The organism is Halomonas sp. AOP7-B1-5 (assembly GCF_052353045.1).
GTDB classification, from domain to species: Bacteria; Pseudomonadota; Gammaproteobacteria; order Pseudomonadales; family Halomonadaceae; genus Vreelandella; species Vreelandella colorata.
Genome location: NZ_JBQTDC010000011.1, coordinates 1 through 23,688, shown reverse-complemented (window position 1 = coordinate 23,688; position 23,688 = coordinate 1). Strand labels below are relative to the sequence as shown.

General features: G+C 52.5%; 22 protein-coding genes. 12 read left to right on the top strand and 10 right to left on the bottom strand.

Features of this window, described 5'->3' with window-relative positions:
* The first annotated feature begins 62 nt into the window (after positions 1-62).
* The 8 genes from ACT3XD_RS07730 (at position 63) to sthA (ending at position 8,018) form a co-directional block, all read left to right on the top strand.
* Positions 63-1,412 carry a Na(+)-translocating NADH-quinone reductase subunit A gene (locus tag ACT3XD_RS07730; RefSeq protein ID WP_192537862.1) on the top strand — a complete coding sequence of 450 codons (1,350 nt, stop codon included), beginning with the start codon at positions 63-65 and terminating at the stop codon, positions 1,410-1,412.
* A 2-nt stretch (positions 1,413-1,414) separates the two neighbouring features.
* A complete protein-coding gene (locus ACT3XD_RS07725) occupies positions 1,415-2,638 on the top strand; it encodes an NADH:ubiquinone reductase (Na(+)-transporting) subunit B (protein ID WP_192537863.1) in 1,224 nt (407 codons plus the stop codon).
* Positions 2,638-3,459 carry a Na(+)-translocating NADH-quinone reductase subunit C gene (locus tag ACT3XD_RS07720; RefSeq protein ID WP_192537864.1) on the top strand — a complete coding sequence of 274 codons (822 nt, stop codon included), beginning with the start codon at positions 2,638-2,640 and terminating at the stop codon, positions 3,457-3,459. The genes ACT3XD_RS07725 and ACT3XD_RS07720 overlap by 1 nt, the downstream gene beginning before the upstream one ends.
* A gap of 2 nt (positions 3,460-3,461) precedes the next feature.
* Complete coding sequence (locus ACT3XD_RS07715; protein ID WP_192537865.1) at positions 3,462-4,130, top strand: NADH:ubiquinone reductase (Na(+)-transporting) subunit D; 669 nt, start codon at positions 3,462-3,464, stop codon at positions 4,128-4,130.
* A 1-nt stretch (position 4,131) separates the two neighbouring features.
* Positions 4,132-4,749, top strand: a complete 618-nt coding sequence (nqrE, locus tag ACT3XD_RS07710) for an NADH:ubiquinone reductase (Na(+)-transporting) subunit E (protein WP_018917287.1) — start codon at positions 4,132-4,134, stop codon at positions 4,747-4,749.
* 70 nt (positions 4,750-4,819) lie between these two features.
* Positions 4,820-6,052 carry an NADH:ubiquinone reductase (Na(+)-transporting) subunit F gene (gene nqrF, locus ACT3XD_RS07705; RefSeq protein WP_192537866.1) on the top strand — a complete coding sequence of 411 codons (1,233 nt, stop codon included), beginning with the start codon at positions 4,820-4,822 and terminating at the stop codon, positions 6,050-6,052.
* A gap of 238 nt (positions 6,053-6,290) precedes the next feature.
* On the top strand, positions 6,291-6,545 hold the full coding sequence (nqrM, locus tag ACT3XD_RS07700; protein ID WP_192537867.1) for a (Na+)-NQR maturation NqrM: 255 nt from the start codon (positions 6,291-6,293) through the stop codon (positions 6,543-6,545).
* A gap of 81 nt (positions 6,546-6,626) precedes the next feature.
* Complete coding sequence (sthA, locus tag ACT3XD_RS07695) at positions 6,627-8,018, top strand: Si-specific NAD(P)(+) transhydrogenase (RefSeq protein ID WP_192537868.1); 1,392 nt, start codon at positions 6,627-6,629, stop codon at positions 8,016-8,018.
* A 93-nt stretch (positions 8,019-8,111) separates the two neighbouring features.
* Here sthA and ACT3XD_RS07690 read toward each other — a convergent pair whose 3' ends face one another.
* The 5 genes from ACT3XD_RS07690 to leuS all read right to left on the bottom strand — a co-directional run bounded on the left by ACT3XD_RS07690 (position 8,112) and on the right by leuS (position 13,700).
* Positions 8,112-9,041 carry a PA2778 family cysteine peptidase gene (locus ACT3XD_RS07690; protein WP_192537869.1) on the bottom strand — a complete coding sequence of 310 codons (930 nt, stop codon included), beginning with the start codon at positions 9,039-9,041 and terminating at the stop codon, positions 8,112-8,114.
* Between the two features lie 10 nt (positions 9,042-9,051).
* A complete protein-coding gene (locus ACT3XD_RS07685) occupies positions 9,052-9,456 on the bottom strand; it encodes a PA2779 family protein (protein WP_018917282.1) in 405 nt (134 codons plus the stop codon).
* A 103-nt stretch (positions 9,457-9,559) separates the two neighbouring features.
* Positions 9,560-10,627, bottom strand: coding sequence for a DNA polymerase III subunit delta (gene holA, locus ACT3XD_RS07680; protein WP_192537870.1), 1,068 nt, complete (start codon positions 10,625-10,627; stop codon positions 9,560-9,562).
* Positions 10,624-11,118: an LPS-assembly lipoprotein LptE gene (locus tag ACT3XD_RS07675; protein WP_192537871.1), complete on the bottom strand. Its 495-nt coding sequence runs from the start codon at positions 11,116-11,118 to the stop codon at positions 10,624-10,626. The genes holA and ACT3XD_RS07675 overlap by 4 nt, the downstream gene beginning before the upstream one ends.
* The gene (gene leuS / locus ACT3XD_RS07670; protein ID WP_192537872.1) at positions 11,115-13,700 is read right to left on the bottom strand and encodes a leucine--tRNA ligase; all 2,586 of its coding nucleotides are present in this window, start codon (positions 13,698-13,700) and stop codon (positions 11,115-11,117) included. Before leuS ends, ACT3XD_RS07675 begins: the two co-directional genes overlap by 4 nt.
* Positions 13,701-13,861: 161 nt before the next feature.
* On the opposite strand from leuS, the gene ACT3XD_RS07665 reads away from it, so the two are divergent.
* Entirely contained in the window at positions 13,862-14,383 is a 522-nt protein-coding gene (locus ACT3XD_RS07665; protein WP_018917278.1) for a zinc ribbon-containing protein, read from the top strand.
* A 66-nt stretch (positions 14,384-14,449) separates the two neighbouring features.
* Here ACT3XD_RS07665 and ACT3XD_RS07660 read toward each other — a convergent pair whose 3' ends face one another.
* Positions 14,450-15,766 (bottom strand): hypothetical protein, encoded by a 1,317-nt coding sequence (locus tag ACT3XD_RS07660; protein WP_192537873.1) that lies wholly within the window; start codon positions 15,764-15,766, stop codon positions 14,450-14,452.
* A 212-nt stretch (positions 15,767-15,978) separates the two neighbouring features.
* On the opposite strand from ACT3XD_RS07660, the gene ACT3XD_RS07655 reads away from it, so the two are divergent.
* On the top strand, positions 15,979-16,326 hold the full coding sequence (locus ACT3XD_RS07655; protein ID WP_192537874.1) for a DUF488 domain-containing protein: 348 nt from the start codon (positions 15,979-15,981) through the stop codon (positions 16,324-16,326).
* 43 nt (positions 16,327-16,369) lie between these two features.
* A complete protein-coding gene (locus ACT3XD_RS07650) occupies positions 16,370-16,918 on the top strand; it encodes a nucleotidyltransferase family protein (protein ID WP_192537875.1) in 549 nt (182 codons plus the stop codon).
* A gap of 105 nt (positions 16,919-17,023) precedes the next feature.
* Here the strand turns inward: ACT3XD_RS07650 and ACT3XD_RS07645 are convergent, their stop codons facing one another.
* The 4 genes from ACT3XD_RS07645 to pgaA are packed head-to-tail and all read right to left on the bottom strand — an operon-like array spanning position 17,024 to position 23,037.
* Positions 17,024-17,416, bottom strand: coding sequence for a hypothetical protein (locus ACT3XD_RS07645; protein WP_192537876.1), 393 nt, complete (start codon positions 17,414-17,416; stop codon positions 17,024-17,026).
* Positions 17,406-18,656: a poly-beta-1,6-N-acetyl-D-glucosamine synthase gene (gene pgaC, locus ACT3XD_RS07640; RefSeq protein ID WP_192537877.1), complete on the bottom strand. Its 1,251-nt coding sequence runs from the start codon at positions 18,654-18,656 to the stop codon at positions 17,406-17,408. The genes ACT3XD_RS07645 and pgaC overlap by 11 nt, the downstream gene beginning before the upstream one ends.
* Positions 18,653-20,614: a poly-beta-1,6-N-acetyl-D-glucosamine N-deacetylase PgaB gene (gene pgaB / locus ACT3XD_RS07635; RefSeq protein ID WP_192537878.1), complete on the bottom strand. Its 1,962-nt coding sequence runs from the start codon at positions 20,612-20,614 to the stop codon at positions 18,653-18,655. The genes pgaC and pgaB overlap by 4 nt, the downstream gene beginning before the upstream one ends.
* A complete protein-coding gene (gene pgaA / locus ACT3XD_RS07630) occupies positions 20,611-23,037 on the bottom strand; it encodes a poly-beta-1,6 N-acetyl-D-glucosamine export porin PgaA (RefSeq protein WP_192537879.1) in 2,427 nt (808 codons plus the stop codon). The genes pgaB and pgaA overlap by 4 nt, the downstream gene beginning before the upstream one ends.
* Positions 23,038-23,564: 527 nt before the next feature.
* Here pgaA and ACT3XD_RS07625 point away from each other — a divergent pair.
* Positions 23,565-23,688: GFA family protein (locus tag ACT3XD_RS07625; protein ID WP_444280551.1), on the top strand; the 124-nt coding region annotated here is incomplete at its 3' end.

Here is a 23,688-nt window from a genome sequence, read left to right as displayed (position 1 = left end):
GCAGAAAATAAGCATTCGAACCCCTTACCTTCGTATATCCGATCCATCAACTGGGCGAGACTATGATCGAAGTCAAAAAAGGCCTGGATCTCCCCATCACGGGAGCGCCCGAGCAGCGTATTGAAGATGCGCAGCCTGTGCGTTACGTGGCAATCCTAGGCACTGACTATGTTGGCATGAAGCCAACCATGGAAGTTCAGGAAGGGGATAAGGTCAAACTAGGCCAACTACTCTTTACCGATAAGAAGGTTGAAGGTGTGCGCTTTACGGCACCGGCAAGCGGTGAAGTGGTAGCAATAAACCGTGGCGAAAAGCGTCGCCTGATGTCTGTCGTGATTAAAGTTGACGAAAATGAAGAAGCGATGACATTCGCCTCTCATGACCGCGCCTCTTTAGCACAGCTCGACCGTCAGCTGGTAGTCGATCAATTGGTCGAATCGGGACTCTGGACAGCGTTACGCACGCGTCCATTCTCGCGTACGCCAGCAATTGACAGTAAACCTGCCGATATCTTCGTAACCGCGGTGGACACTCATCCGCTAAGCGCTGATCCAGCAATTATCATTAATGAAGAATCCCAGGCATTTGAAGACGGCCTCAAGGTGCTAACCCGCCTGACCGAGGGCAACGTTTTCTTGTGTACCGGGGCTGATGACGCTATTCCAGGGAAAGAGATTGACGGTGTGACCGCAGAAAGTTTTGCTGGTCCTCACCCGGCGGGTCTGGTGGGCACGCATATTCATTACCTTTCCCCGGTCGCACTGCACAGACACGTCTGGCATATCGGCTATCAGGATGTTATCGCCTTCGGCAAACTGTTTGCCGAAGGGAAGCTTAGTACTCACCGAATAGTCGCCATTGGTGGCCCGCGTGCTGAAAAGCCGCGTCTTGTTCGCACCCGGATTGGAGCAAGTACCGATGAACTCCTGGCCGGTGAAGTCATCAAACCTGATGACACTCGGGTGATTTCCGGTTCTGTTTTCTCTGGCTTTACGGCTGAAGGAAATCTTACTTACCTGGGGCGCTTCAGCAATCAGATCAGTCTGCTTGAGGAAGGCAACAAGCGTGCCTTGCTAGGTTGGCTGTCGCTAGGTGCCGATCGCCACTCGATTCTGGGTATTTATCTTTCCCGCATCAAAGGCCTGCGTAACTACGCGCCGACGACCTCCACTAATGGCTCTGAACGTGCCATGGTGCCAGTGGGTTCGTACGAAGCCGTCATGCCATTGGATATTATGCCGACCCAGCTGCTTCGTTCGCTGATCGTGGGCGACATTGAAGTTGCCATGCAACTTGGGTGTCTTGAGCTAGACGAAGAGGATCTGGCGCTGTGCACATACGTTTGCCCCGGCAAATACGAGTATGGCCCTATTCTGCGTGACAATCTCACCATGATCGAGAAAGAGGCCTGATAATGGGTATCCGACAAACGCTCGATAATATCGAGCCGCATTTCCATAAAGGCGGCAAGTATGAAAAGTTCTATCCGCTTTATGAAGCGGTAGATACAATTTTCTATTCCCCGCCCAGCGTTGCTAAAACTACGGCTCACGTGCGCGACGGTATTGATCTTAAGCGCATCATGATCACCGTTTGGCTTTGCACCTTTCCGGCCATGTTCTTTGGTATGTGGAACGCAGGCTGGCAGGCGAACGTGGCAATCGATGCAGGCTATGCCTCCATGGGTGGCTGGCGCGAAGCTATCCTGATGACGTTGGCTTCAGGGCATGATTCAAGCAGCCTATGGGCCAACTTTGTATTGGGCGCAACGTACTTCCTGCCTATCTATCTGGTGACGTTTGCCATCGGTGGCTTCTGGGAAGTGCTATTTGCCATCAAGCGTGGCCATGAAGTTAACGAAGGTTTCTTCGTGACCTCGGTGCTCTACGCACTGATTCTTCCGGCAACCATCCCGCTTTGGCAGGTGGCGCTCGGCATTACCTTCGGTGTCGTGATCGGTAAGGAAATTTTTGGCGGTACTGGCAAGAACTTTCTTAACCCGGCGCTAACCGGTCGTGCCTTTCTCTACTTCGCTTACCCGGCGCAGATCTCCGGCGACGCTATCTGGGTGGCCGCTGACGGTTACACCGGAGCAACAGCGCTCTCCATGGCTTTCCAGGATGGCATGGACACACTAACCAACACCTTCAGCTGGTGGGATGCCTTCCTTGGCTTCATTCCCGGGTCGGTAGGTGAAGTGTCAACGCTTGCGATCCTTATCGGGGCCGTTGTGCTACTTTGGACGCGCATCGCCTCGTGGCGCATCATGCTGGGTGTGTTCCTTGGGATGGTGGCGACCAGCGCGCTGTTCAATCTGATCAGCTCAGACACCAACCCCATGTTTGACATGCCCTGGTACTGGCACTTTGTGGTCGGTGGCTTTGCGTTTGGTATGGTCTTCATGGCAACCGACCCGGTATCTGCTTCAATGACCAACCAGGGCCGCCTGATCTTTGGCGCGTTGATCGGTGTGTTGACCGTGCTGATCCGGGTGGTTAATCCGGCTTTCCCGGAAGGCATCATGTTGGCTATCCTGTTTGCTAACCTGTTTGCCCCATTGATTGACCATTTCTTCGTCCAGGCCAATATCAAGCGCCGTATTAAGCGTACTGGCGTACCGGCCGAGGAGACTGCCTAATGGCACAAGGTAACAACTCAATCAAGAAGATCCTGATTGTTGCGTTTGCACTGTGTATCGTGTGCTCGGTTATCGTTTCGACGGCCGCCGTAGCGCTACGTCCCACGCAGCAGCTCAACCAGGAATTAGACCGTAAAACCAACATCCTTAATGTGGCACGTTTATACGAGCCGGGTATGGATGTCGAGGAAGAGTTCCAGGCCCAAATCACGCCACGTGTCGTTGAACTCGAAACCGGTGAATATACCGACGAGTTTGATCCTGAAACATTTGACGGGTTTGAAGCCGCGCGTGACCCGGCGACGGGCCGCACGCTGTCTGGCGACCGTGACATCGCGGGGCTTTCTCAGGTTGAAAATTACGCGACCGTATACCTGGTAGGTGATGAAGAAAATCCGGACCAGATCGTTCTGCCCATTCGTGGACAGGGCCTATGGGGCCGTATGATGGGCTTTCTGTCGATTGAAGGCGACGGTAACACCATCATCAGTATCACTTACTATGACCACAGCGAAACGCCGGGTCTAGGTGCGGAAGTTAATAATCCACGCTGGCAGGCTCAGTGGGAAGGCAAAGAGATTTACGCTGAAGAGGGCGATCTCTCACCAGCCATCCACCTGACCAAAGGCGGCGCTAGCAACGAAAACGAAGTAGACGCGTTATCCGGTGCTACGCTCACCAGTAATGGTGTCACTAACATGCTGCAGTTCTGGCTGAGCGAAGAAGGTTTTGCACCGTACCTTGCGAAATTCCGCAGCGGTACGGAGCCGGAAGACGCCGAAAACACCGAGACTGACTTCGAAGACGGTGAGGGGGCTTAATCATGGCGGACGTAAATGCAAAAAGCGTATTAATAGCGCCAATCTTCCAGAACAACCCGATTGCACTTCAGATATTGGGGATTTGTTCGGCGCTAGCGGTAACCACCAGCATGAGCGTGTCGTTGGTAATGGCGTTGGCCGTTATCTTTGTAACGGCGCTCTCTAGCTTCTTCGTATCGCTAATCCGGAATCATATTCCTTCTGCGATTCGTATTATCGTGCAAATGACCATTATTGCTTCGCTGGTCATCGTGGTTGACCAGATCCTCAAAGCCTACGCTTATGAAATGTCCAAGCAGCTGTCGGTGTTTGTCGGTCTGATCATTACCAACTGTATCGTTATGGGCCGTGCTGAAGGCTTTGCCATGTCCAATACGCCCGGTATGTCGTTTTTAGACGGTATCGGTAACGGTTTGGGCTATGGTTTTGTGCTTTTAGTAGTTGGCTTCTTCCGTGAACTGCTGGGCGCGGGTAGCGTATTTGGTTTTACCATTTTGCCGACGGTTCAAAACGGTGGCTGGTATGTGCCTAACGGTCTGCTGTTATTGCCGCCGTCTGCCTTCTTTATCATCGGCCTGTTGATTTGGGTACTGCGCTCAGTCAATCCCGAGCAGGTAGAAGAGAATGAGTTCAAGATGAAGGAAAACTCAAAGCCACAGGAGGCTGTGTAAAATGGAACACTATCTAAGCCTTTTCGTTGCTTCGGTTTTCGTCGAGAACATGGCGCTGGCCTTCTTCCTGGGCATGTGTACTTTTCTTGCCGTATCCAAGAAGGTCTCTTCAGCCATCGGTCTAGGCATTGCCGTTATCGTGGTACTGACCGTCACCGTACCGGTTAACAACCTTGTCTACACTTACTTGCTGCAAGAAGGCGCGTTGACGTGGACCGGTATCAGCGGTGCTGAAAATATCGATCTTTCGTTCCTGGGTCTGCTCTCCTATATCGGGGTTATTGCGGCACTGGTACAAATCATGGAAATGTTCCTTGATAAGTACGTGCCTTCGCTCTACAACGCGCTAGGTGTATTCCTACCGCTAATTACCGTTAACTGTGCCATTTTAGGTGGCGTACTGTTCATGGTAGAGCGTAGCTATAATTTCGGTGAAGCGGTGGTATACGGCTTTGGCGCGGGCACCGGTTGGGCATTGGCCATTGCCGCGCTTGCGGGCATTCGTGAGAAGCTGAAATACAGCGATGTGCCTGGTGGCCTACAGGGGCTGGGTATCACGTTCATCACCGTAGGTCTGATGTCACTGGGCTTTATGTCCTTCTCGGGCATTCAGCTCTAAACAGAGCCGGTTTTCCCGGCGGCGTAAAGCGCTGCCGGGTTACAGGAAACCTCAGCAATAGGAAACCGACATGGTTGATACATCTGTCATCTTGCTCGGTGTTGTCATGTTCACGATCATCGTTATTAGCTTAACGGCGATCATTCTGGCAGCGCGTAGCAAGCTAGTGAGTAGCGGGGATGTGACGATTGAAGTCAATCACGACCCCGAGCACACCTTGACGACTCAGGCCGGCGGCAAGCTTTTGAACACGTTAGCAGCCAACGGTATTTTCCTTTCTTCCGCGTGCGGTGGCGGTGGTTCTTGCGCCCAGTGTAAGTGTCGCGTTGAAGAGGGCGGTGGCTCGATTCTGCCTACCGAAGAGTCCCACTTCACCATGCGTGAAAAGAAAGAGGGCTGGCGTCTCTCTTGTCAGGTGCCCGTTAAGCAGGACATGAAAGTAGAAGTACCTGAAGAAGTGTTCGGCGTTAAAAAATGGGAAACCGAAGTAACGGCCAATCCCAATGTCGCTACCTTCATTAAGGAGTTGAACCTGAAGCTGCCGGAAGGTGAAGAAGTAGCTTTCCGCGCCGGTGGTTATGTTCAGCTAGTGGCGCCGCCATACGATATCAAGTTTTCTGATTTCGATATTGAGGAAGAGTACCGCGGCGACTGGGAAAAATTCGGCCTGTTCGATGTTTCCCATAAGAACAACGAGGAAATTGTTCGCGCATACTCCATGGCGAACTACCCTGAAGAAAAGGGACTTCTCAAGTTCAACATTCGTATCGCGACACCGCCTCCGGGCAGCAGCCATCCGCCGGGCCTGATGTCTACCTACGTCTTCAGTCTGAAGCCGGGTGACAAGGTGACGGTAATGGGTCCGTTTGGTGAGTTTTTCGCCAAAGATGGCGATGCCGAAATGATCTTTATCGGCGGTGGTGCCGGTATGGCGCCAATGCGTAGCCATATCTTTGACCAGCTCAAGCGTCTTAAGTCAGATCGTAAGATGTCTTTCTGGTACGGTGCTCGCTCCTGGCGTGAAACCTTCTACAACGAAGAGTACGACCAGTTGGCCGAAGAGTTCCCGAACTTTGAGTGGCACTTGGCGCTTTCTGACCCGCAAGAAGAAGATAAGTGGGAAGGTCCTACCGGCTTTATCCATAACGTGCTGTTTGAGAACTATCTAAAAGATCACCCCGCACCTGAAGATTGTGAGTACTACATGTGTGGGCCGCCCATGATGAACGCATCGGTAATCAAGCTACTGCTTGACCTGGGCGTTGAGCCTGAAAACATCATGTTAGATGATTTTGGCGGATAAGTACTGATTTGTAGTGCGTGCCCTTTGGGCGCATTTGGGGCTGGCCGTGAGGTTGGCCCCTTTGTTTATGAATAAGCGTATAAGTGGGGCAAAACCCGCGTTATCTGTGCGAATAGCCACCTGTGCTAATAAGTGTCTGGCGGCTAAGGTACAATAAAGGTAGCAATGAATGACGGGCACTAATTGCCTGAGCTGTTGTCGGCAGGTAGTGCATCAAAAGCAATGCTGGGAGGTTTACATGGCAATCTGGCTACTGGTATTTGGTTTTATGGCGCTAATCATGGGCGCGATGGCGGTTGGCGTTTTAATGGGCCGCAAGCCCATCGCAGGTTCCTGCGGTGGTTTAAACCAAATTGGCATGAAAGATGGCTGCGATATTTGCGGCGGAAAAGATGAAGTATGCGAAGAAGAGAACCGCAAGCAGAACGGCGTGCGCAGGCGTAGCGATGAAAGCCGTGGTGCAGACCTTGGCTATGACGTAACGCGGCGATAAAGCCACTCTTGAAGGGCTTAGCAGGCGCAGCCGAGTGATCCGCTGCGCCTAATTATTGGGGAAAGAGGAGACGCAGAAAGTATGGCGGTTCACAATTACGATGTCGTGGTTATTGGTACAGGCCCCGCAGGGGAAAGCGCTGCTATCAACGCTGCAAAGCACGGGAAGCGTGTCGCGATTATCGAAAAGCAGGCTCAGGTGGGTGGTAACTGCACGCACTGGGGCACCATCCCCTCAAAAGCGTTACGCCATCAGGTCAAGCAAATCATGGCGTTCAATACTAACCGCATGTTTCGCGATATCGGTGAGCCTCGCTGGTTCTCTTTTCCAAAAGTAATGGAGCGCTCCCGCGGTACTATTGATAAGCAGGTTGAGATGCGCACCACGTTTTATGCCCGCAACCGCATCGATCTGTTCCATGGCGTTGCGCGCTTTAAGGATGAGCATACGCTGGTCATACGTGACCAGCACGAGGGCATGGAGGAGCTTGTCGCCAAGAAAATCATTATTGCTACCGGCTCACGTCCCTATCGGCCGGCCGATATCAATTTTCGCCATCCGCGTATCTACTGCTCCGATACCATTTTAAGTCTTGAGCACACGCCGCGTACGCTGGTGATCTTTGGTGCTGGCGTTATCGGCTGCGAATATGCATCGATCTTTTCAGGGCTGGGCCTTAAAGTCGATTTGATCAATAATCGCGAAAGCCTGCTCTCCTTCCTGGATGCTGAGATCAGCGATGCGCTGTCTTATCATCTGCGTAAACACGGCGTATTGATTCGTCATAACGAAGATTACGCAAGTGTTGAAGGCGATGAATCCGGCGTTGTAGTGCATCTCAAATCAGGTAAGAAAATCCGCGCCGATGCCTTTTTGTGGGCTAACGGGCGGACCGGTAACACGGATAGCCTGGGGCTTGAGAATATTGGCCTGGAAGCTAATGGGCGTGGTCAGCTCAGTGTTGATGAGCACTACCGGACGTCGATTCCGCATATTTATGCCGCCGGCGATGTGATTGGATGGCCAAGCCTTGCCAGCGCGGCTTACGACCAGGGGCTCAACTCCTGTAACGAGCTGCTTGATAAAGAGTATCGCTTCGTTAGCGACGTACCCACCGGCATCTACACCATTCCCGAGATCAGTTCGTTTGGCCCTAACGAGCGTGAACTTACCGAAGCAAAAGTCCCTTATGAAGTCGGCAAAGCGTTCTTTAAAGACACCGCGCGGGCGCAAATCACTGGCGACGTGGTAGGGATGCTGAAAATCCTGTTTCATCAGGATACGCTGGAGATTCTAGGTATCCACTGCTTTGGCGATCAGGCCTCGGAGATCTTGCATATCGGCCAAGCCATTATGCAGCAGCCGGGCGAAGCCAATACTCTCAAGTACTTCGTGAATACGACGTTTAACTACCCGACCATGGCAGAAGCGTATCGAGTAGCAGCACAAAATGGCTTAAACCGAGTGTTTTAAAGCGCCATCAGTTGAGTAGTACGCTGTTGCTAATATTTTATTGAAACAACGCGTTGTTTTAAAAAGGGGCCGAGCGGCCCCTTTTACGTATGTTTAATACTCGCCCAAAAGCTGCTGGGCGCGTTCCTGCCAACTGCCTTCAATAGACGCCGCCTGAATCAACGCGTCACGGGCTTCTTCGGGTTTGTTCTGCTGTCGTCGCAGTATCCCTAAATTTAGCCAGGCTGCCCCCATTTGGGCATCGTATTGGGTCGCCGCGTCAAAAGCTGCCATGGCTTTCTCTGGTTGCCCATTGGCATACAGGGCGTTGCCCAGCGCAAACTGAGCTAGCGGATTGCTCGGGTAGCGCGCAGCAAGGGCTTGCCAGCTGCTTAAGGCTTGTTTTGGCCCGTGGGTTTCTTCATAAGCGCTAATAGCTTCCAGAGCATTACGCGCGCTAATGCCTTCCGGCAGTGTTCCTGGGTCGGCAACAACAAACCCCCAGCGGTCGCTGCGTGCCCAGGTGGCATCAAACCGGCTAAACGAAAGAGTGTGTCGCTCGCGTTCGCCACTGCGCAGGATCAGCGTTTCTTCGGGTAAATCAAACCCGATAGCGACCGCATAGTGCCACATTGGGTAAATAGGCAGCGATAGGTTCTGCATCACCACGACCGGGTCGCCGTTAGCCAAATGGTTTAATAGCGCATCCATAGTGCCGCGAATGGGGTAGGCAAGCTGCTGGTGGCGACGAACGGTGGCCAGCATTTCAGGTTGAACACTGCCGTCGCGCCCTGGCAAAAATACTTGCGGAATCAGCTGATCTACGTCTACCTCAACACCCTGATAGTTCAACACCATGGCAAGCGTTGCCGGGCCGCACTGGTACTCGGTTTGAGCAAAAAACGGTACGTTACGATTTTCTATTTGAGGGGTTAAAGCTTCGTAGGTGCTGTCGAGTAAAACAGGGCTGCGGGCACAGGCAGAAAGCAGTAGAGCGAGCGTAAAAACGCCCGCAAAGCGGGCGTAGGGTAACAATGTTTTCATAGTGACTGGCTTAGCGGGTAAACGGATAAACGTCGGTCAAGCCGAGAATATCAGTAATCAGCAAAATGATGAAAACGGCAAACAGAGCGCCGATAACACCGCCACCAGCGCCGGCAGGTAGCTGATCAAGCTGCTGAGCCATTTGCTGTGCTTCGGCATCGCTCAGCGCGGCCACACGAGCGTCTACTTCATCAAGATCCACACCCTGCTTTAGCAGCTGGTCCTGTACATCGGCACGGGCCAGAATTTCATTGATTTTCTCACGGTCAGCACCGGCACGATCACCTGCTAAAACAGACTGAGTTGAAACTAGATCCATAGATTGCGGAGCGGCAGGTGCAGCAGCAACGGGCAGGCTGGTGATCACGAGCGCCGCGATTAAGAGCGTAGAGAGGTAAGCGCGCAATGTTTTCATCGTCTTCTTCCTTATAGACTGTTCAGAGGGGAGAGGTACTTTACTGCTGGAATCAAGAGTATAGAAATAAAACGCGTGAGTTTTAAGTCAATTGTGCAAGATGCTAATTATTTGCACTAATGCGGTAGGTCGAGGCCATTTCAGAAAGTATGCCTTTACCACCGGCCATGGTCATCGCCAAATCATGCAGACCGGGCCATAACGGCACCACCGATGCACCTTTCACGGCAAGATCAAGTCGCTGGGCCATCAACAGGAGTTTATGCAAACGTTTCATGGGAAGGCGTTTAATGGCTTTTTGATAGGCGGGACGGCGCTTGTCAAAAATCATCGGCTTTTGGGTTTTGCAGGCATGTTCAAAGCTCTGTCCTTGATCCAAATGCTGATGCAGCGAGAGCAGGGTGCGCAGTTCGCGACTTAATGCCCATAGCACGATAGGTGCTTCGATGCCTTCACTACGCAGGCCCTGCACAATACGCGAAGCGCGGCTGGTTTCGCCTTTTAAACAGGCATCCGCCAGGTTGAAAACGTCAAAGCGCGAGCTGTCTTCAACGCCCTGAGCAATGCTTTCCACGTTTAATCGCGTGCCTTGAGGGTGAATCAGCGAGAGTTTTTGAAGCTCCTGATCAGCCGCCAGCAGGTTGCCCTCGGTACGTTCGCCTAAGAGGCGTGCCGCCTCAAGATCAATTTGCAGACCATGGAGTGATGCGCGATCGCGAAGCCAGTAACCAAGACGTGAGTTGTCCACCGGCCATACGGGTACGAACACACCGTGCTTGTCGAGGGCTTTAAACCAAGCACTTTTTTGCTGCTTGGCGTCTAGCTTGCCCATGCTGATAAGCAGTATATCGTCGCTACCTTCCATCATTTCAGCGTACTGAACCAAGGCCTTGCTACCTTCCTGGCCAAGCTTATGGGTGCCTAGCCGCACTTCCATTAGTTTTTGAGTAGCAAACAACGACAAATTGCTCGAGGCTTCCAATAAACGCCCCCAGGCAAAGTTGGCATCTACATCCAGCACTTCGCGTTCTTCAATACCCGCCTGACGAGCAGCCGTACGCACGGCATCGCAGGCATCACGATGCTGAAGCGGTTCTTCACCGGCCACAATGACTACCTTGGGCAGTTTTTTGGCAAGCGCTGCAGGTAGCTGGTCAGCAAAAACCTTCACTCAAAACCCTTAACGTTCGCCAGGCGTTCGACAATCCGCTGCGCTAGCTGACGGGCAAGCGTGTCCTGAGCTTCCCTAAAGAGCGTCTCGCGGTTAAGCAAGTCGTCATCATTGACCCGGATGCGGCTACTGACAGCCACGGTTGCGTTATTAAGCGCATAGGCATTGGTGTCGCGCTGTTGCACGGATAGCGTCGTGCTAAGTGTCAGCTCATGTTCACGACTGGCACGACTGTCACTGCCTATACGCCGCTCTAAACGAGAAGGCGGCCCTAATGTAACGCGCCAAGGCGCAGAGGGATCAACCTCAGTGCCCAGCTGCTGCAGGCGTGCGCGTAGCTGTTGTGCCGTAGCACTGGTCACATCGCCTTCAAGGGCAAGCGCAGGCAGAGTGGGCATGGAGCCGCTGCCGCGTAGATGAAAGCCACAGCCGCTAAGTAGCACTGCCGCCGAGGCGGCAATGCTGGTAGTCAGAAAGGTACGTCGGTTCATCCGCTTACCACGATGTTTACCAGCTTACCCGGCACGACAATCACTTTACGGACCGTTTTGCCTTCCAAGTGGCGCTGGACGTTTTCGTTTTCCATCGCGAGCTTCTCGATGGCTGCTTTGTCCGCACTCGCCGGAGCTTCCAGGCGAGCACGTAATTTACCGTTCACCTGAACAACGAGTTCGATGTTGTCACGCGTAAGTGCTGCTTCATCAATAACCGGCCATTGTGCTTCAATCGCAGGCTCTGTGTACCCCAGGCTCTGCCACAGGCTGTGACAAAGGTGCGGCGTAATTGGCGCAAGCAGCAGCACGCAGGCTTCAAGCGCTTCACGGCTAACCGCCAGACCCAGCTCGGAAGTATCATCGAACTTGCCAATCGCGTTGGAAAGCTCCATGACTGCCGCAATCGCCGTATTGAACGTGGTACGGCGACCAATATCATCGCTGGCTTTCTTAATCGTTTCATGGGTTTTACGACGCAGCGCTTTCTGATCATCGTTAAGCGTATCCAGGGTTAATTCACCCGGTGTACCCGCTTCGATGTGCTCGTTGACCTGACGCCATATCCGCTTGAGGAAACGGTGCGAGCCTTCAACGCCTGAATCAGACCATTCCAGCGACTGTTCGGGCGGAGCGGCAAACATCATGAACAGGCGAACCGTATCAGCCCCGAACCTGTCGATCATCGACTGTGGGTCAACGCCATTGTTCTTCGATTTGGACATTTTCTCAATGCCGCCCATCTCAACCGGCTGGCCGTCACTCATAAGCACTGCGCTCAACGGGCGACCTTTATCATCACGCTGAACTTCAACATCGGCTGGATTGAACCACTGCTTGCCGCCGTTATCGGTGGTGCGATAGAAGGTTTCCGCGATCACCATGCCCTGCGTTAACAGCTGTTGGAACGGCTCGTCAGAATCCACCAGACCAAAATCACGCATCAGCTTGTGGAAGAAGCGGGCATACAGCAGGTGCAGGATAGCGTGCTCGATACCGCCAATATAAAGATCAACCGGCAGCCAGTAGTTGGCGCGATCATCCAGCATGGCGTCGTGGTTATCGGCACAGCAGAAGCGTGCAAAGTACCACGAGGACTCCATAAAGGTGTCGAAGGTATCGGTTTCACGTACCCAGCCATCGCCTAGATCAGAAAACTCGGGCATTTTCTTAAGTGGTGAACCGGAGGCGTCCACGGTTACTTCCATAGGCAGCGCCACCGGAAGCTCATCGTCAGTTAGCGGAACGGTTTGACCTTCCGGGCCGTATTTAACCGGAATCGGCGCGCCCCAGTAGCGCTGGCGGGCAACGCCCCAATCGCGCAGGCGGAAGTTGGTTTTGGTTTCACCCCGGCCCATTTCCGCAAGCTTGGCGGCAATCGCATCGAACGCCTGCTCGAACTCGAGGCCATCGAACTCACCGGAATTGATTAGCTTGCCGTGCTCGATAAACGCGGCTTCGGAAAGATTTGGCGTTTGGCCGTTTTCATCAGCGATAACCGGTTTAATCTCGACGCCATACTTGGTGGCGAATTCCCAGTCGCGCTGATCGTGAGCAGGTACCGCCATGACTGCGCCGGTGCCAAATTCCATAAGTACGAAGTTAGCCACAAAAACCGGGACTTTATCACCGGTCAATGGATGAACCGCCAAATGGCCGGTCGCCATGCCAAGCTTTTCTTTGGTGGCCATTTCCGCTTCAGACGTACCGCCTTTGGCGCACTCGGCACAGAACGTGGCAAGCTCGCTATTATGCTCCGCCGCCTGTTTTGCAAGCGGGTGGCCTGCGGCAACTGCCACATAGGTAACGCCCAACAGTGTATCCGGGCGGGTGGTGTAAACCGCCAGCGGCTCAACTGCGCTGCCATCGGACGCTTCAATATCAAAGGTCAGCTCAACGCCACGAGATTTGCCAATCCAGTTGCGCTGCATGGTTTTGACCTGCTCAGGCCACTCCACTTTATCCAGATCAGTCAGCAGCTCGTCGGCATAGTCGGTGATTTTCAAGAACCACAGCGGAATTTCTTTGCGCTCAACCGGGGCGCCAGAGCGCCAGCCACAGCCATCAATGACCTGTTCATTGGCGAGTACGGTCTGATCGACCGGGTCCCAGTTCACCGTGGACATCTTCTTATATACCAGGCCTTTTTCAATCAGCTTGGTGAAGAACCACTGCTCCCAGCGGTAGTAACTGGTATCGCAAGTAGCGAATTCACGGCTCCAGTCGTAGGCAAAACCCAACGCCTTTAACTGGTTACGCATGTAATCAATATTCTGGTAGGTCCACTTGGCAGGCGGTACCTGGTTTTGAATAGCGGCATTTTCCGCAGGCATGCCGAAGGCGTCCCAGCCCATGGGCTGCATCACATTTTTACCCTGCATGCGCTGGAAACGTGAGACAACGTCGCCGATAGTATAGTTACGCACATGGCCCATGTGCAGCTTACCGCTGGGGTAGGGGAACATGGATAGGCAGTAAAACTTCTCGCGATTAGCGTCTTCTACTGCTTTGAAGCACTGATGTTTGTCCCAGTACTGCTGGGCGTCACGTTCGATTTCACGAGGGCTATAGTGTGCGTCCATCGGTTTTTTTAATGCCTTGGCGTATCCGCCCAATTTGGGCGCAAAGTGAATGGTAGATGACGACTGTCAGATAAGTAATGTCGATTGTATCCTATGAAGGAGTATCCTTGAACGGCAAGCTGATGATAGGAAATAACTGCGTCGATAAAAGGAGAGGTACCATGAGTGAACAACACAATGACCATCGCCTGCGTGAGGGCTATGAACGCCTGCTGGAACGCATGCAGGATGGCGCCAATGAGCTGACGTGGGACAACTTGCAAAAGGATCTAGACGACGCAGTCGCTTTTGAGGCAGAGCTTGAAGAGTACACCAAAGATGAGCTGGCGTTGCTGCGCGCATGGGTGGAGCGTGATCTAAAAGATATGCGGTACTACCTGGCCGATACCGGTATGCAGGTCGCCACGTGGCTGGGCATTGATATCAGCGGCCTGTCGCGGCGGGTAGCGGAGTCGCTACTGTCTATCGCCGACCGCAGTGTGGTTGAGCGTGAACGCTTTGCCGAAGACCTGGAGGCAGCTCGGGCTGATTACTGTGAAGGTGAAATAGCCGCCCCTGGCTTGATGGCTTGTGTGCATTGCGATGCCCAGGTGATGCTGCCGCAGGTGGCTCGCCTGGAACCTTGCCATCAGTGTGGGCACCGCTATTTCTACCGATTCCCCAATAAAATCATCGAAACGTAAGCGTTGCTGTCTGGGATAAATACGTAGACGTGGCAGCCCTTTACAGGGCTGCCTACGCCTATTCAGCTAACTGACTAAATAGCTCAACCCGGCAATCGAGCCCAGCGAAAGCAGGCTCATCACTCCCGCATAAAACAGATTGTTCTTCATCATGCGATAACCGCTAACGCCGTAGCGTCCCTGCAGGGATAAATTAATCCCCGACAATGGCCCGACGCTGGTGCCCACTGCCCATGAACATAGTCCCACAAAGGCAAACAGGGTGTGTTCTCCGCCTTGCAAGCTCACCATGGAAGCCAGTACCGAAACCCCAATAATCGGGTGAAGGCCCGCCAGCGCACTCAGCACGATCGCGATAAAACTGACCATGCCCTGTGAAGCCCCAAAGGATTCAAACAGTGTCCAATCGCTGCCTGCTATTGCAGCGACCAAGGTAGATAGGCCAAGTGTTAAGAGGCCCGCCGCTAAAAATAACGAGATCTCACCGCGCATCGCCGGTAAACGTGTCGTCGTGTGCTGACGAACGCGGCGAAGCGTATAGCGTGGCCCCTCCCGCAAGTTATAAAGTGAAGCGACGCCTGGAATTAAAAAAGTGATAATTCCCACAATGGACAGCTCAGGCGTAAGCCAAAAGTGAAACACCATGACCAGCAGCGCCATCACGACCGGCATCAATAAACTGCGCGGTGCCAGTGAGAAGCCCAGCACATTGCTTAAATCAAACCGGCGCGCTAGTTCCAGGGTGGTCAGTAATCCTGATGCCATCGCCAAAGGAAGACCAAACAGCGCAACGTGGGAGTACTGCATCTCGGGGGCTAAGGCGATGACGATGCCCATGGATGCAAAAAAGGGGGACCACGTCGCGGCACTGGAAAGCCCGCGGTTAAGCGCCAGATACTGAGGCATGGAGAGGGGGGCAGAGCGCGCCAAACGATCGCCGACCATAATAATCGTCGACATGTTCAAGATCGTGCCCAGAAAATGCACGCCTAACCACGTGCGCAAAATGCCGCCGCTGCCCGTCAGCTTCTTACCGGAGGCTTTTTTTCGCCCCTGTTGTTTGCCGACGAGAGAAATAAAGCTCACGCCGACAAGCATGGCCGCCACAAAAGCATTGCCCTGAAGCATCGCGGGCCAATCCACCTCGGCGTTATAAACAAGGCGTGCCACTAACAGCATCGAAAGGCCCAAGCCCATCAACACCCCCGCCTGAACCCGCGAGCGCTTAGGGATATCCCGCCAAAGCAACGCCACCGAGAGCCATAGCAAATAGCTCACCGCATGCGCCGTATTTACTAAGCCCGTAAAACCGAGAATCTGAGCGATCAGCCCAAGCAAAATCAGCACGCCCGCTAAACGCTGTCGAGAAGAGGTCTCTTGCATGACAAACCCTTAATAGTGAATTAGCAGGCTAATAGGATTGGCAATGAAAGACCAGCAGGAGAAGCGGTAGCCTCAACTTTAGACGCAACCTGTGCTTATTCGCGTTCTAAAGCACAGTCCTCGCCAAGTGTTACGCTATCAAACCATGGCATTTCCATGTTTTCATTAAGCCAAGTGCTGCAAGCCATCAATAGCGTTGAAGGAGGAACTCTGTGAATATTAAATTACACCGTATTTACGAAGAGAATGCACCCCAAGGCTACCATGCGCTTGTAGATAGACTTTGGCCGCGGGGCGTGTCAAAAGAGGACGCTGACCTGGATGGCCATTGGAGGGAGCTGGCGCCGAGTAACACATTGCGTGAGTGGTTTAATCATGACCCGGACAAGTGGAGCGATTTTCGGAAGAAGTACATGAGTGAACTGAGCGAACAAAAAGAGAAAGCCAAAGAGTATCTTGCAGACGTTAGCCAGAAAAACCTTGTGCTTTTGTACGGCGCCAAGGATAAGCAGTACAGCCACGCGCACGTTTTGAAGGAGTATCTGGAGAAGCTGGGCTAGTCAGGTAAATCGCAAACGCATGCATTCCCTATCGAGGCGTGTAATGAATAAAGAAGCACAGCTAGGCGATTGGATTACCCAGGATCCAATGCGCATGCAGGCGCTAAGGGTAGCGGCGCAAGAACGCCTGCCCAACTGGTGTATTGCGGCGGGGTTTGTACGCAATCTTGCCTGGGACAGGGCCCATGGCTACCCTCATTCAACACCGCTCAACGATATCGATTTGATTTATTTCGACGCCGACGCTATCTCTGAAAACCGGGATCGCGATCTCGAAAAAAAATTGCGCCGCCTATCCGACGTGCCGTGGTCGGTCAAAAATCAGGCCAGAATGCATGTGCGGAATCTGGACCAGCCCTATACCTCAACGGCGGATGCCATGAGCTACTGGGTAGAGGTTCAAACCGCCGTGGGTGCATCGCTGGATGATAACGGTGAGGTGGTGATTATCGCACCGTTCGGGGTTGAGCCTTTATTTGATTTTACTATCACGCTGAATACCAAAAGGCCCAAGCCACTCGACTTTAAACGGCGTATTGCTGAAAAACGCTGGTTGGAGAGATGGCCCCAATTAAAGGTGGTAAATCCTTAACGAGGCCTTAGCGTTATTGCGCGCTGCAGTAGGCGCTGAGCGGTAACCTCTCCAATCACACCTGCCGTGGTCTGATCGAAGGGGTTAGCCTTTCATTTTGGTAAATCATCTAGTGTGTGCTTCGGTTACTTTCTGCTTTGGCAGCGGAACGGTCATTATTTCTTCATTAGCCATTTTATTATCGATTTCAAGCGTAGGTTGTTCCATGTGGCGCGCTTGGCGCTTCAGAATACTGGTATACAAAAATTGGTTATAAACCGCCCAGCAGTGGAAGGTTAAAAAGGTGATAATAAAACTGACGGCGACTACTTTGATCATCAGTGAGCCGTAAAGCTGTTCAAGGATGGCTTCTTCGATGATAAAGAAGGTGTATAGCCTTGCCAGTACAAGCAGCCACAAGATAAGGGTGGCCGTTGTAATAATGACGTCGCGGATACGATAGCCCAAGCCTTTCTGGCAGGGGTTATCAATAATGATAGGTACGAGTTTATTGTTCATGGAAGCGTTCTCCTCGGTCTGGGCTGGTCCAGGTGGCAAGCCTTCCCTGTTGACGCATCATGGCTTTGGGGAAGGCAATAACGACGGTCGCCATATTGAGAATCCAGTAAGCAAATGGGTACCAAATGCTCCAATAAACGCAGCGAAATATCTCTTTGTCGTAGCGGCTGTCGATATAAAAACTAACGGTAAACTGGATAAAGCTAATCGCTATTAGGATGCTGCCAAAATACGAGAACGCCTGGGTGGTGATGGGCCATGCCGTGGGTTGGGTGGCCTGAGAAACAAGCCAGGCGATCAGTAGCGCGATAACTGAGTAGCACCAAATCACGCTGATGATGTATTCCAGCATCAGAGGCCAGAAGCGCCGGTTCTTCCAGCGAATGGTTTGAGAGAAGTAGCGTAGAACGACTTCGCCGCCACCTTGGGACCAGCGCAGCCGCTGTTTGAACAGCCCGCGCAGCGTTTCAGGCATCAATACCCAGCACATGGCGCGTGGTTCATAGCGGACATGGCCACCTGCCAGCTGCAAACGCCAGCTCACGTCGATATCTTCGGTAATCATATCGGTGTTCCAGCCACCGACTTTCTCCAGCGCTGTGCGCCTAAACGCGCAGATAACGCCGGATATAGTGAATACCATGCCGTAAATCCGTTGGGCGCGTTTGATGAGCCCGATAATTGCAGAAAATTCGCCGGTTTGTATTTTGCCAATGGCGGTTGAGCGGGTTCTCACTCGGGGATTGCCAGTGACGCCGCTTACTCTAGAGCTGCTGATAAAATGCCCCATCATATAGCCAATAGCGTCGTAATCGAGAATGGCATCTCCGTCGATCCCCACGATGATATCGCTGGTCGCCTCACTCAGCCCATGATTCATGGCGCTGGCTTTGCCCTGATTGGGTTGATGCAGTACTTTTAAGCCTGGATACTCAAGCGCGAGTGCTTCAAGCCGACTACCTGTGTCATCCTTACTGCCATCATTAATGGCAATAACATGCATTTGTGGATAGTTCTGCTTGAAAAGATGATGAACGGTTTCATCGACATTAGCGCCCTCGTTATAGCAGGGTAGCAGCACCGTGACGGATGGCGCGTTTTCATCCCATTCAAGCTTGGCAGGCCAGGGCTGCTTGCGCTCCCAATGTATATAAAAGTAAATACCGCCACAGATCCAGATGGTTGCCATGAGGCTTGGGTAGCCAAGCGTAAAGATGGCTAGGTATTCAAGTATGTTCATGGTGTTGCCCTAAAGCGGCGGCCAATGGAAAAAGCTGGGCGTAGCACACTAAGGTTTGGATGGTTCTGGAGAAAATCATCCGGGTAATAGCCGATATGCTGAATGCCTTCTTCACGCAGCAAACGTACCCATCGTGCTAACTCTTCGCTGGAAACGGGTGTTTGGGTGCGCCAATCCTGGGTTTGCAGTTCAAAGACCAACTGTTTGGCACTCACCTGAGCAAGCGAATGTCTGGCTAATTCGCGTAGCCACTCATCCGGATTTTCAGCCTGTTCCATATAGGGCATGGCCATTACGGCAACAAAATCGTAGCCCGCCGCAAAGTTCTGGATATCCTGAGAGAACCATTGCTGACTTTCCGGATTCATCACCGTGCCGGCATACAGGTTACGCGCAGTAGTGAACTCTTTATTGTCTGCCTGGCGATAGTAGTTGGCTGCCTGCTCCAGCTCTCGGGTGAAGTCGGTTAAAAATTGGGTTTTATGTTGTGTCCAGGCCGCCATAAGGCTTGCATCATTATTAATAGCGGCAATATCGCGAGGTAAGGAGGCCTGAGCGTATGCCGTGAGTGCTTCAGGGTTGGCATCCTCAAAGTCGTTCAGAAACGCGTCATCGTGAAATATCAAGCCATCGAATTTCGTCAGGCGGCCAAGGTCCTGATAAATTTCGCGAATGATGCGCCGGTTGTCTTCCACATAGGGGGAAAGGCGGCGGTAGCGGTCGGGAGACTCAAGGCCGGTTTGCGAGTCGGTGACATAGCGGTGGTCGTCGCCAAGGTCAAACGAGAGCACCGGCATCCACGCATATACCTTGACGTTAGCGCGTTTCTTCAACTGCCAGGCCACACGGTTGAACAGATCGGCCCTTACCGGCAAATGGCGGTTGGGGAAGTAGAGCTCATCGGCCACGCCATCACCATCGGGATCAGCAAACGCCTGCAAGTAAACGGTGGTAACGCCATAGTTGTAGATACGCTCGATCAGCCTGTCGAGATTCTGTTCTTGCTGAATGGGGTCAGCGTCGTAAACATAGTCTATATCGACGTGAACAATACGCAGGTCTTCTGGTTCCCAGACGCGGTCGGATAGAATCTCTTCAATTGTTTGAAGACCGGTTTCCTGATCGATCAGGTAGCGATTGATTGAGCGCATAGAGCTATGCAGCTGGTTGGGAGCGCTTAACAGGCTAAAGGTGTAGATCATGCCGTATTCAGCGGCGATATCCAGCGTTGCCTGACTAGACGCCCCGTAAGGCCATACCATCATGCGGGGCGAGCGGCCCATGTGTGTCTGAAACTGCTGCTGGGTTCTTGCCATATCGTTGCGAATTCGTTCTACATAAGCGGCCTCACTTTCGTAGCCGGATTGCGGGTTCCAAATGCTGGTCACCGCGGCTGCCTGTTCGTTACCCATCGGGTTGCCTTTAACCCCGTAATGCAGGTTGTAGGTGTGAGAGGCGATTTCAACCAGCGGCGATTCGTCCAGAATCTGAACCTGCTCCCAGGTTAAAAATCGATCCCGGGGCAGGGTAATACTGCCGTAAGGTACCCGGCCGTTTTCAGGGACATCCAGCCAACTGCCGACGACTGCTTGAACGGCCGGAAACCCGTACAGCTTGAGCAGCGGGAAGACGATATCGTAGAAACTGCGATAGCCATCATCAAAGGTGAGCAGTACTGCTTTATCGGGTAGAGGCTGCCCACCTGCTTTGGCATCGACAATTTGCTGCAGACTGACCGGTTGATAGCCACCTGCCGTTAGTAAATTGAAATGTTCTATTAACCGGGCGCGGGTGATGGTTTGTGAGTAAATAGGTAAGTCAGGAGTGACGGTACTATCCACAATATCGTGATAGCTGATGACTACATAGTCACCGGGGGTACGTTCAGCGTGGGCTTGTTGTAGCCCCAGCATGACCAGCAGGGCAGCGTTAACAAGACATACGCGCCAAAATTTCATAAAAACCTCCATACAAAGCTGGCCGAAATACTGTTGTCGTACTCAGGGGTGCCGTCGTAAACGGCCCTTTGTCTTGAAATGCCGTACTCGATGCTGAGCGTGGGCGCTATTAGCCACTCGTGCTGATAGCCCACTGACCACGTGTTTTCGCTATTTTGATCCTCCTGCCAGTAGTGCCCTGATCCTAGAGATAGGGTTTGTGTAAAGGATTTTCGGTAATCAAGAGGAAGCTCATAGCTAAGGGATAACACGCCGCTCAGATTGGCATCACGGCGTGGGTTGAAATAACTGGCTTCAACTTCGTCATTACGTGAGGCAGCCGCTTGTATCTCGCCGTTAACCTGCCAACGATCAAAGTGATAAAGTATCTGGTCCCAGTAGCCGTAAACCGATTGGCGTAGGTTGCTGTCGCTAAAGTCGGTTGCCATTATGCCAATTGCACCTGCGCCTCGTTCGTCATGGCGGTAGGCCAACTCTCCCCGGTAACGGTCAGCGGTTACTCCATCGCGTAGTGCCCGCAGAGGAGTGTCTGGGGTGTTAAGCTCAACGCCTAACGTGGTGGTGAGGTGATCCGATACCGCGTAGCGAAGCTCGGTACGGGCCATAAAATCGTTATTGAGCTGAGCGCCGTGTCCGGCGGCAATCGTCACGGTTGCCGGATAGAGATTCCATTCGTAGCCTGCGGCTGTATACGCCGCGTACAGGTTTTCGCCTTCAAACTCACCATATTGACCAATGCGTTGTGCGAACGCGCGTGAGCCATTCTCATCGCGCGGCCCTTCCAGCAGCACCTCATAGCGCCATTCCTTAGAGGCCTGAGTGCCACTTCCTTCGCCTTCACTACGGGCGACCGTGCTGCTCAATTGGGGAGCGCGCAATTCGCGCCACTCGCGGACCAGTTGGTCACGCGTTGGGCTAGGCCTGGCGTTGGCCAGTTCACTGGCAATTTGGGTTGTGGTATCGCGCCACTGGCCACGCTGGAGTCTGGAAAGCAGTACTCCATGACGTGGTGCATCTCGCTGTGTGGGCGGCATTAACTGTTCGGCGTGCTGATATGATTCTTCTGCTTTTCGTGGCCAGCCACGGTCACGCTCAAGATCACCTTTGATCTGCCAAAGGTACGGGTCGCCAGGTGCCTGGTCCTGGTAGCTGGCCAGGCGTTCGCTAGCGGCACCTGCATCGCCACGCCACGAGGTAAGCAATATTTCGAGTAACAGAATTTTTTGATAGTTGGGGTTGTCGATGCGCGTTGTGCGGGTGAAATCCCAGCGTTGTTCGGGTTCGCCCGCACGCCATGCCGCCAGTAACCGGTCTGCATCACGAAAGCGTTGTGCATCCGTATAGCTGTAAAAGAGCCCTTCATTGAGAGGGTCGTCTGGGTCAGAGGCTTTTTCAGGCGCCTGCTGGATCAGGCTCTCGTAAAGCGTTGCCGCTTGATTGGGACGGCCTAAACCATTTAATGCATAAGCTCTGGCGCGATTGACGTAAGTTGGCAATTGACCGTGCTGGTTTTCAAGCCGCGTCGCGAGTGCCTCCGCTTCGGGGAATTGTCTAAGTTCGGCAAGTGCTACCACTTTGTCATATTCAGCCAGGGCGATGAGCTCTGGAGGCGCATTTGTTATTTGCAAAACGTTATTTAACTGCGCCAATCCGGTGCGGGTTCTGGATGGCTGATCCGTGTGGATCCCCAGGCGTATATCAGTGACCGCTTCGTAGTAGGTAAGCCACAAACGATCACTTTCCGAGAATACGTTGGGGTTGGTCTGCATGATCTGTCGGGCAGCAGAGCTTGCTCCCAGGCCTACCGCCAAGCGATAAAGCGCTTGAAGCTCGTTGGTGTTTGCGGGGTCTTGCTCTACCAGTGCCTGCCGGGCGCTCAGTTCTTGCATAGCGTTAGAGGTACGCGATGCAAGGTAGCCTCTGGCTTCCAACCCAGCGGTGGTGGTGCCCGCAACTTGGCTATACTGCTGTAAAGCAATATCGGCCATGGTGTAATTGCCCATGTCGGTTTGAACTAAGGCACGCCCGAGCCAACCTTCTGCATTGCCAGGATTACGATAGGTAAGCGCCTGAAATAGCGAGAGTGCTTTGGGATAGTCGCCCGCACTACGGGCCGCGCCAGCCAGGTTGGCAAGTTCGTTTTCAGCGAAATCATTTGGCTGGCACCAAGAGCAAACAGCCAATGCCTCTTGGTATTGTCCGGCACGCACCTGTAACGCAATCAGATCGGCACGTACGCGTGTATTTTGTGTTTGGGAATAAAGTGCTTTAAGCCCTTCAATCGAGGTTTCCAAACCTCCTTGACGTGCCTGAACCACTAGAGTTTCACGCTGCATATCGGTAGTGTTTTGCCCGTAGGCTGTCTCTACGGTTAAACAGGCAAGTAGGCAAACCGGCAATAAGGAGCGAGGACGACCGTGCATGGCGTTATTCCTACACTGAAAGGAAGTGGCAACTGCATATGGTTACTAAGAACATATGTTTTCAGTGTATAAGAGGATCTAAGCGATAGAACTAGGGTAAATGTTGATATTGTAGGGGATAATAATAAGTAAAATTCCGCGTCAGACTCAGCCTTATTAATGAGTTTCAAGAAATTAAATTTTTAGTATTTTTAGTTCTTTTTTCATTTTTTATAGATAGTTGCAGTAGCTCTGCTTTAAAGCGGAAAGCCTCGCTAACCTATAATTATTGAGCGATAAAGTAAAAGTAGCGGAACTTTTAAAGAACACAGCGTATTAGATAGTGCCGGTTAAAAATAAATCATCTAATGTATGTTAGGTATTTCCATTACATAAGAGTGAAGTAGCTTATTGAGACCGACTGAGTGTGTGGTTGTAGGCTAATAGGACGTTTATTGACTATATGAAGCATCTGGTCATTCAAAAAATGGGCGTCAGTTGATTTTTTGAATGTTTAGGCGATTGGTAAATTCGTTTAGGAGGAAATCATGGTTTCTGATATGCAACACCAGGCTAAATGCCTTTGCGGTGCTGTGGGCATAACTATCACTATGCAAAGTAATCATATCAGTGTTTGTCACTGTTCAATGTGTCGAAAATGGGGCGGTGGGC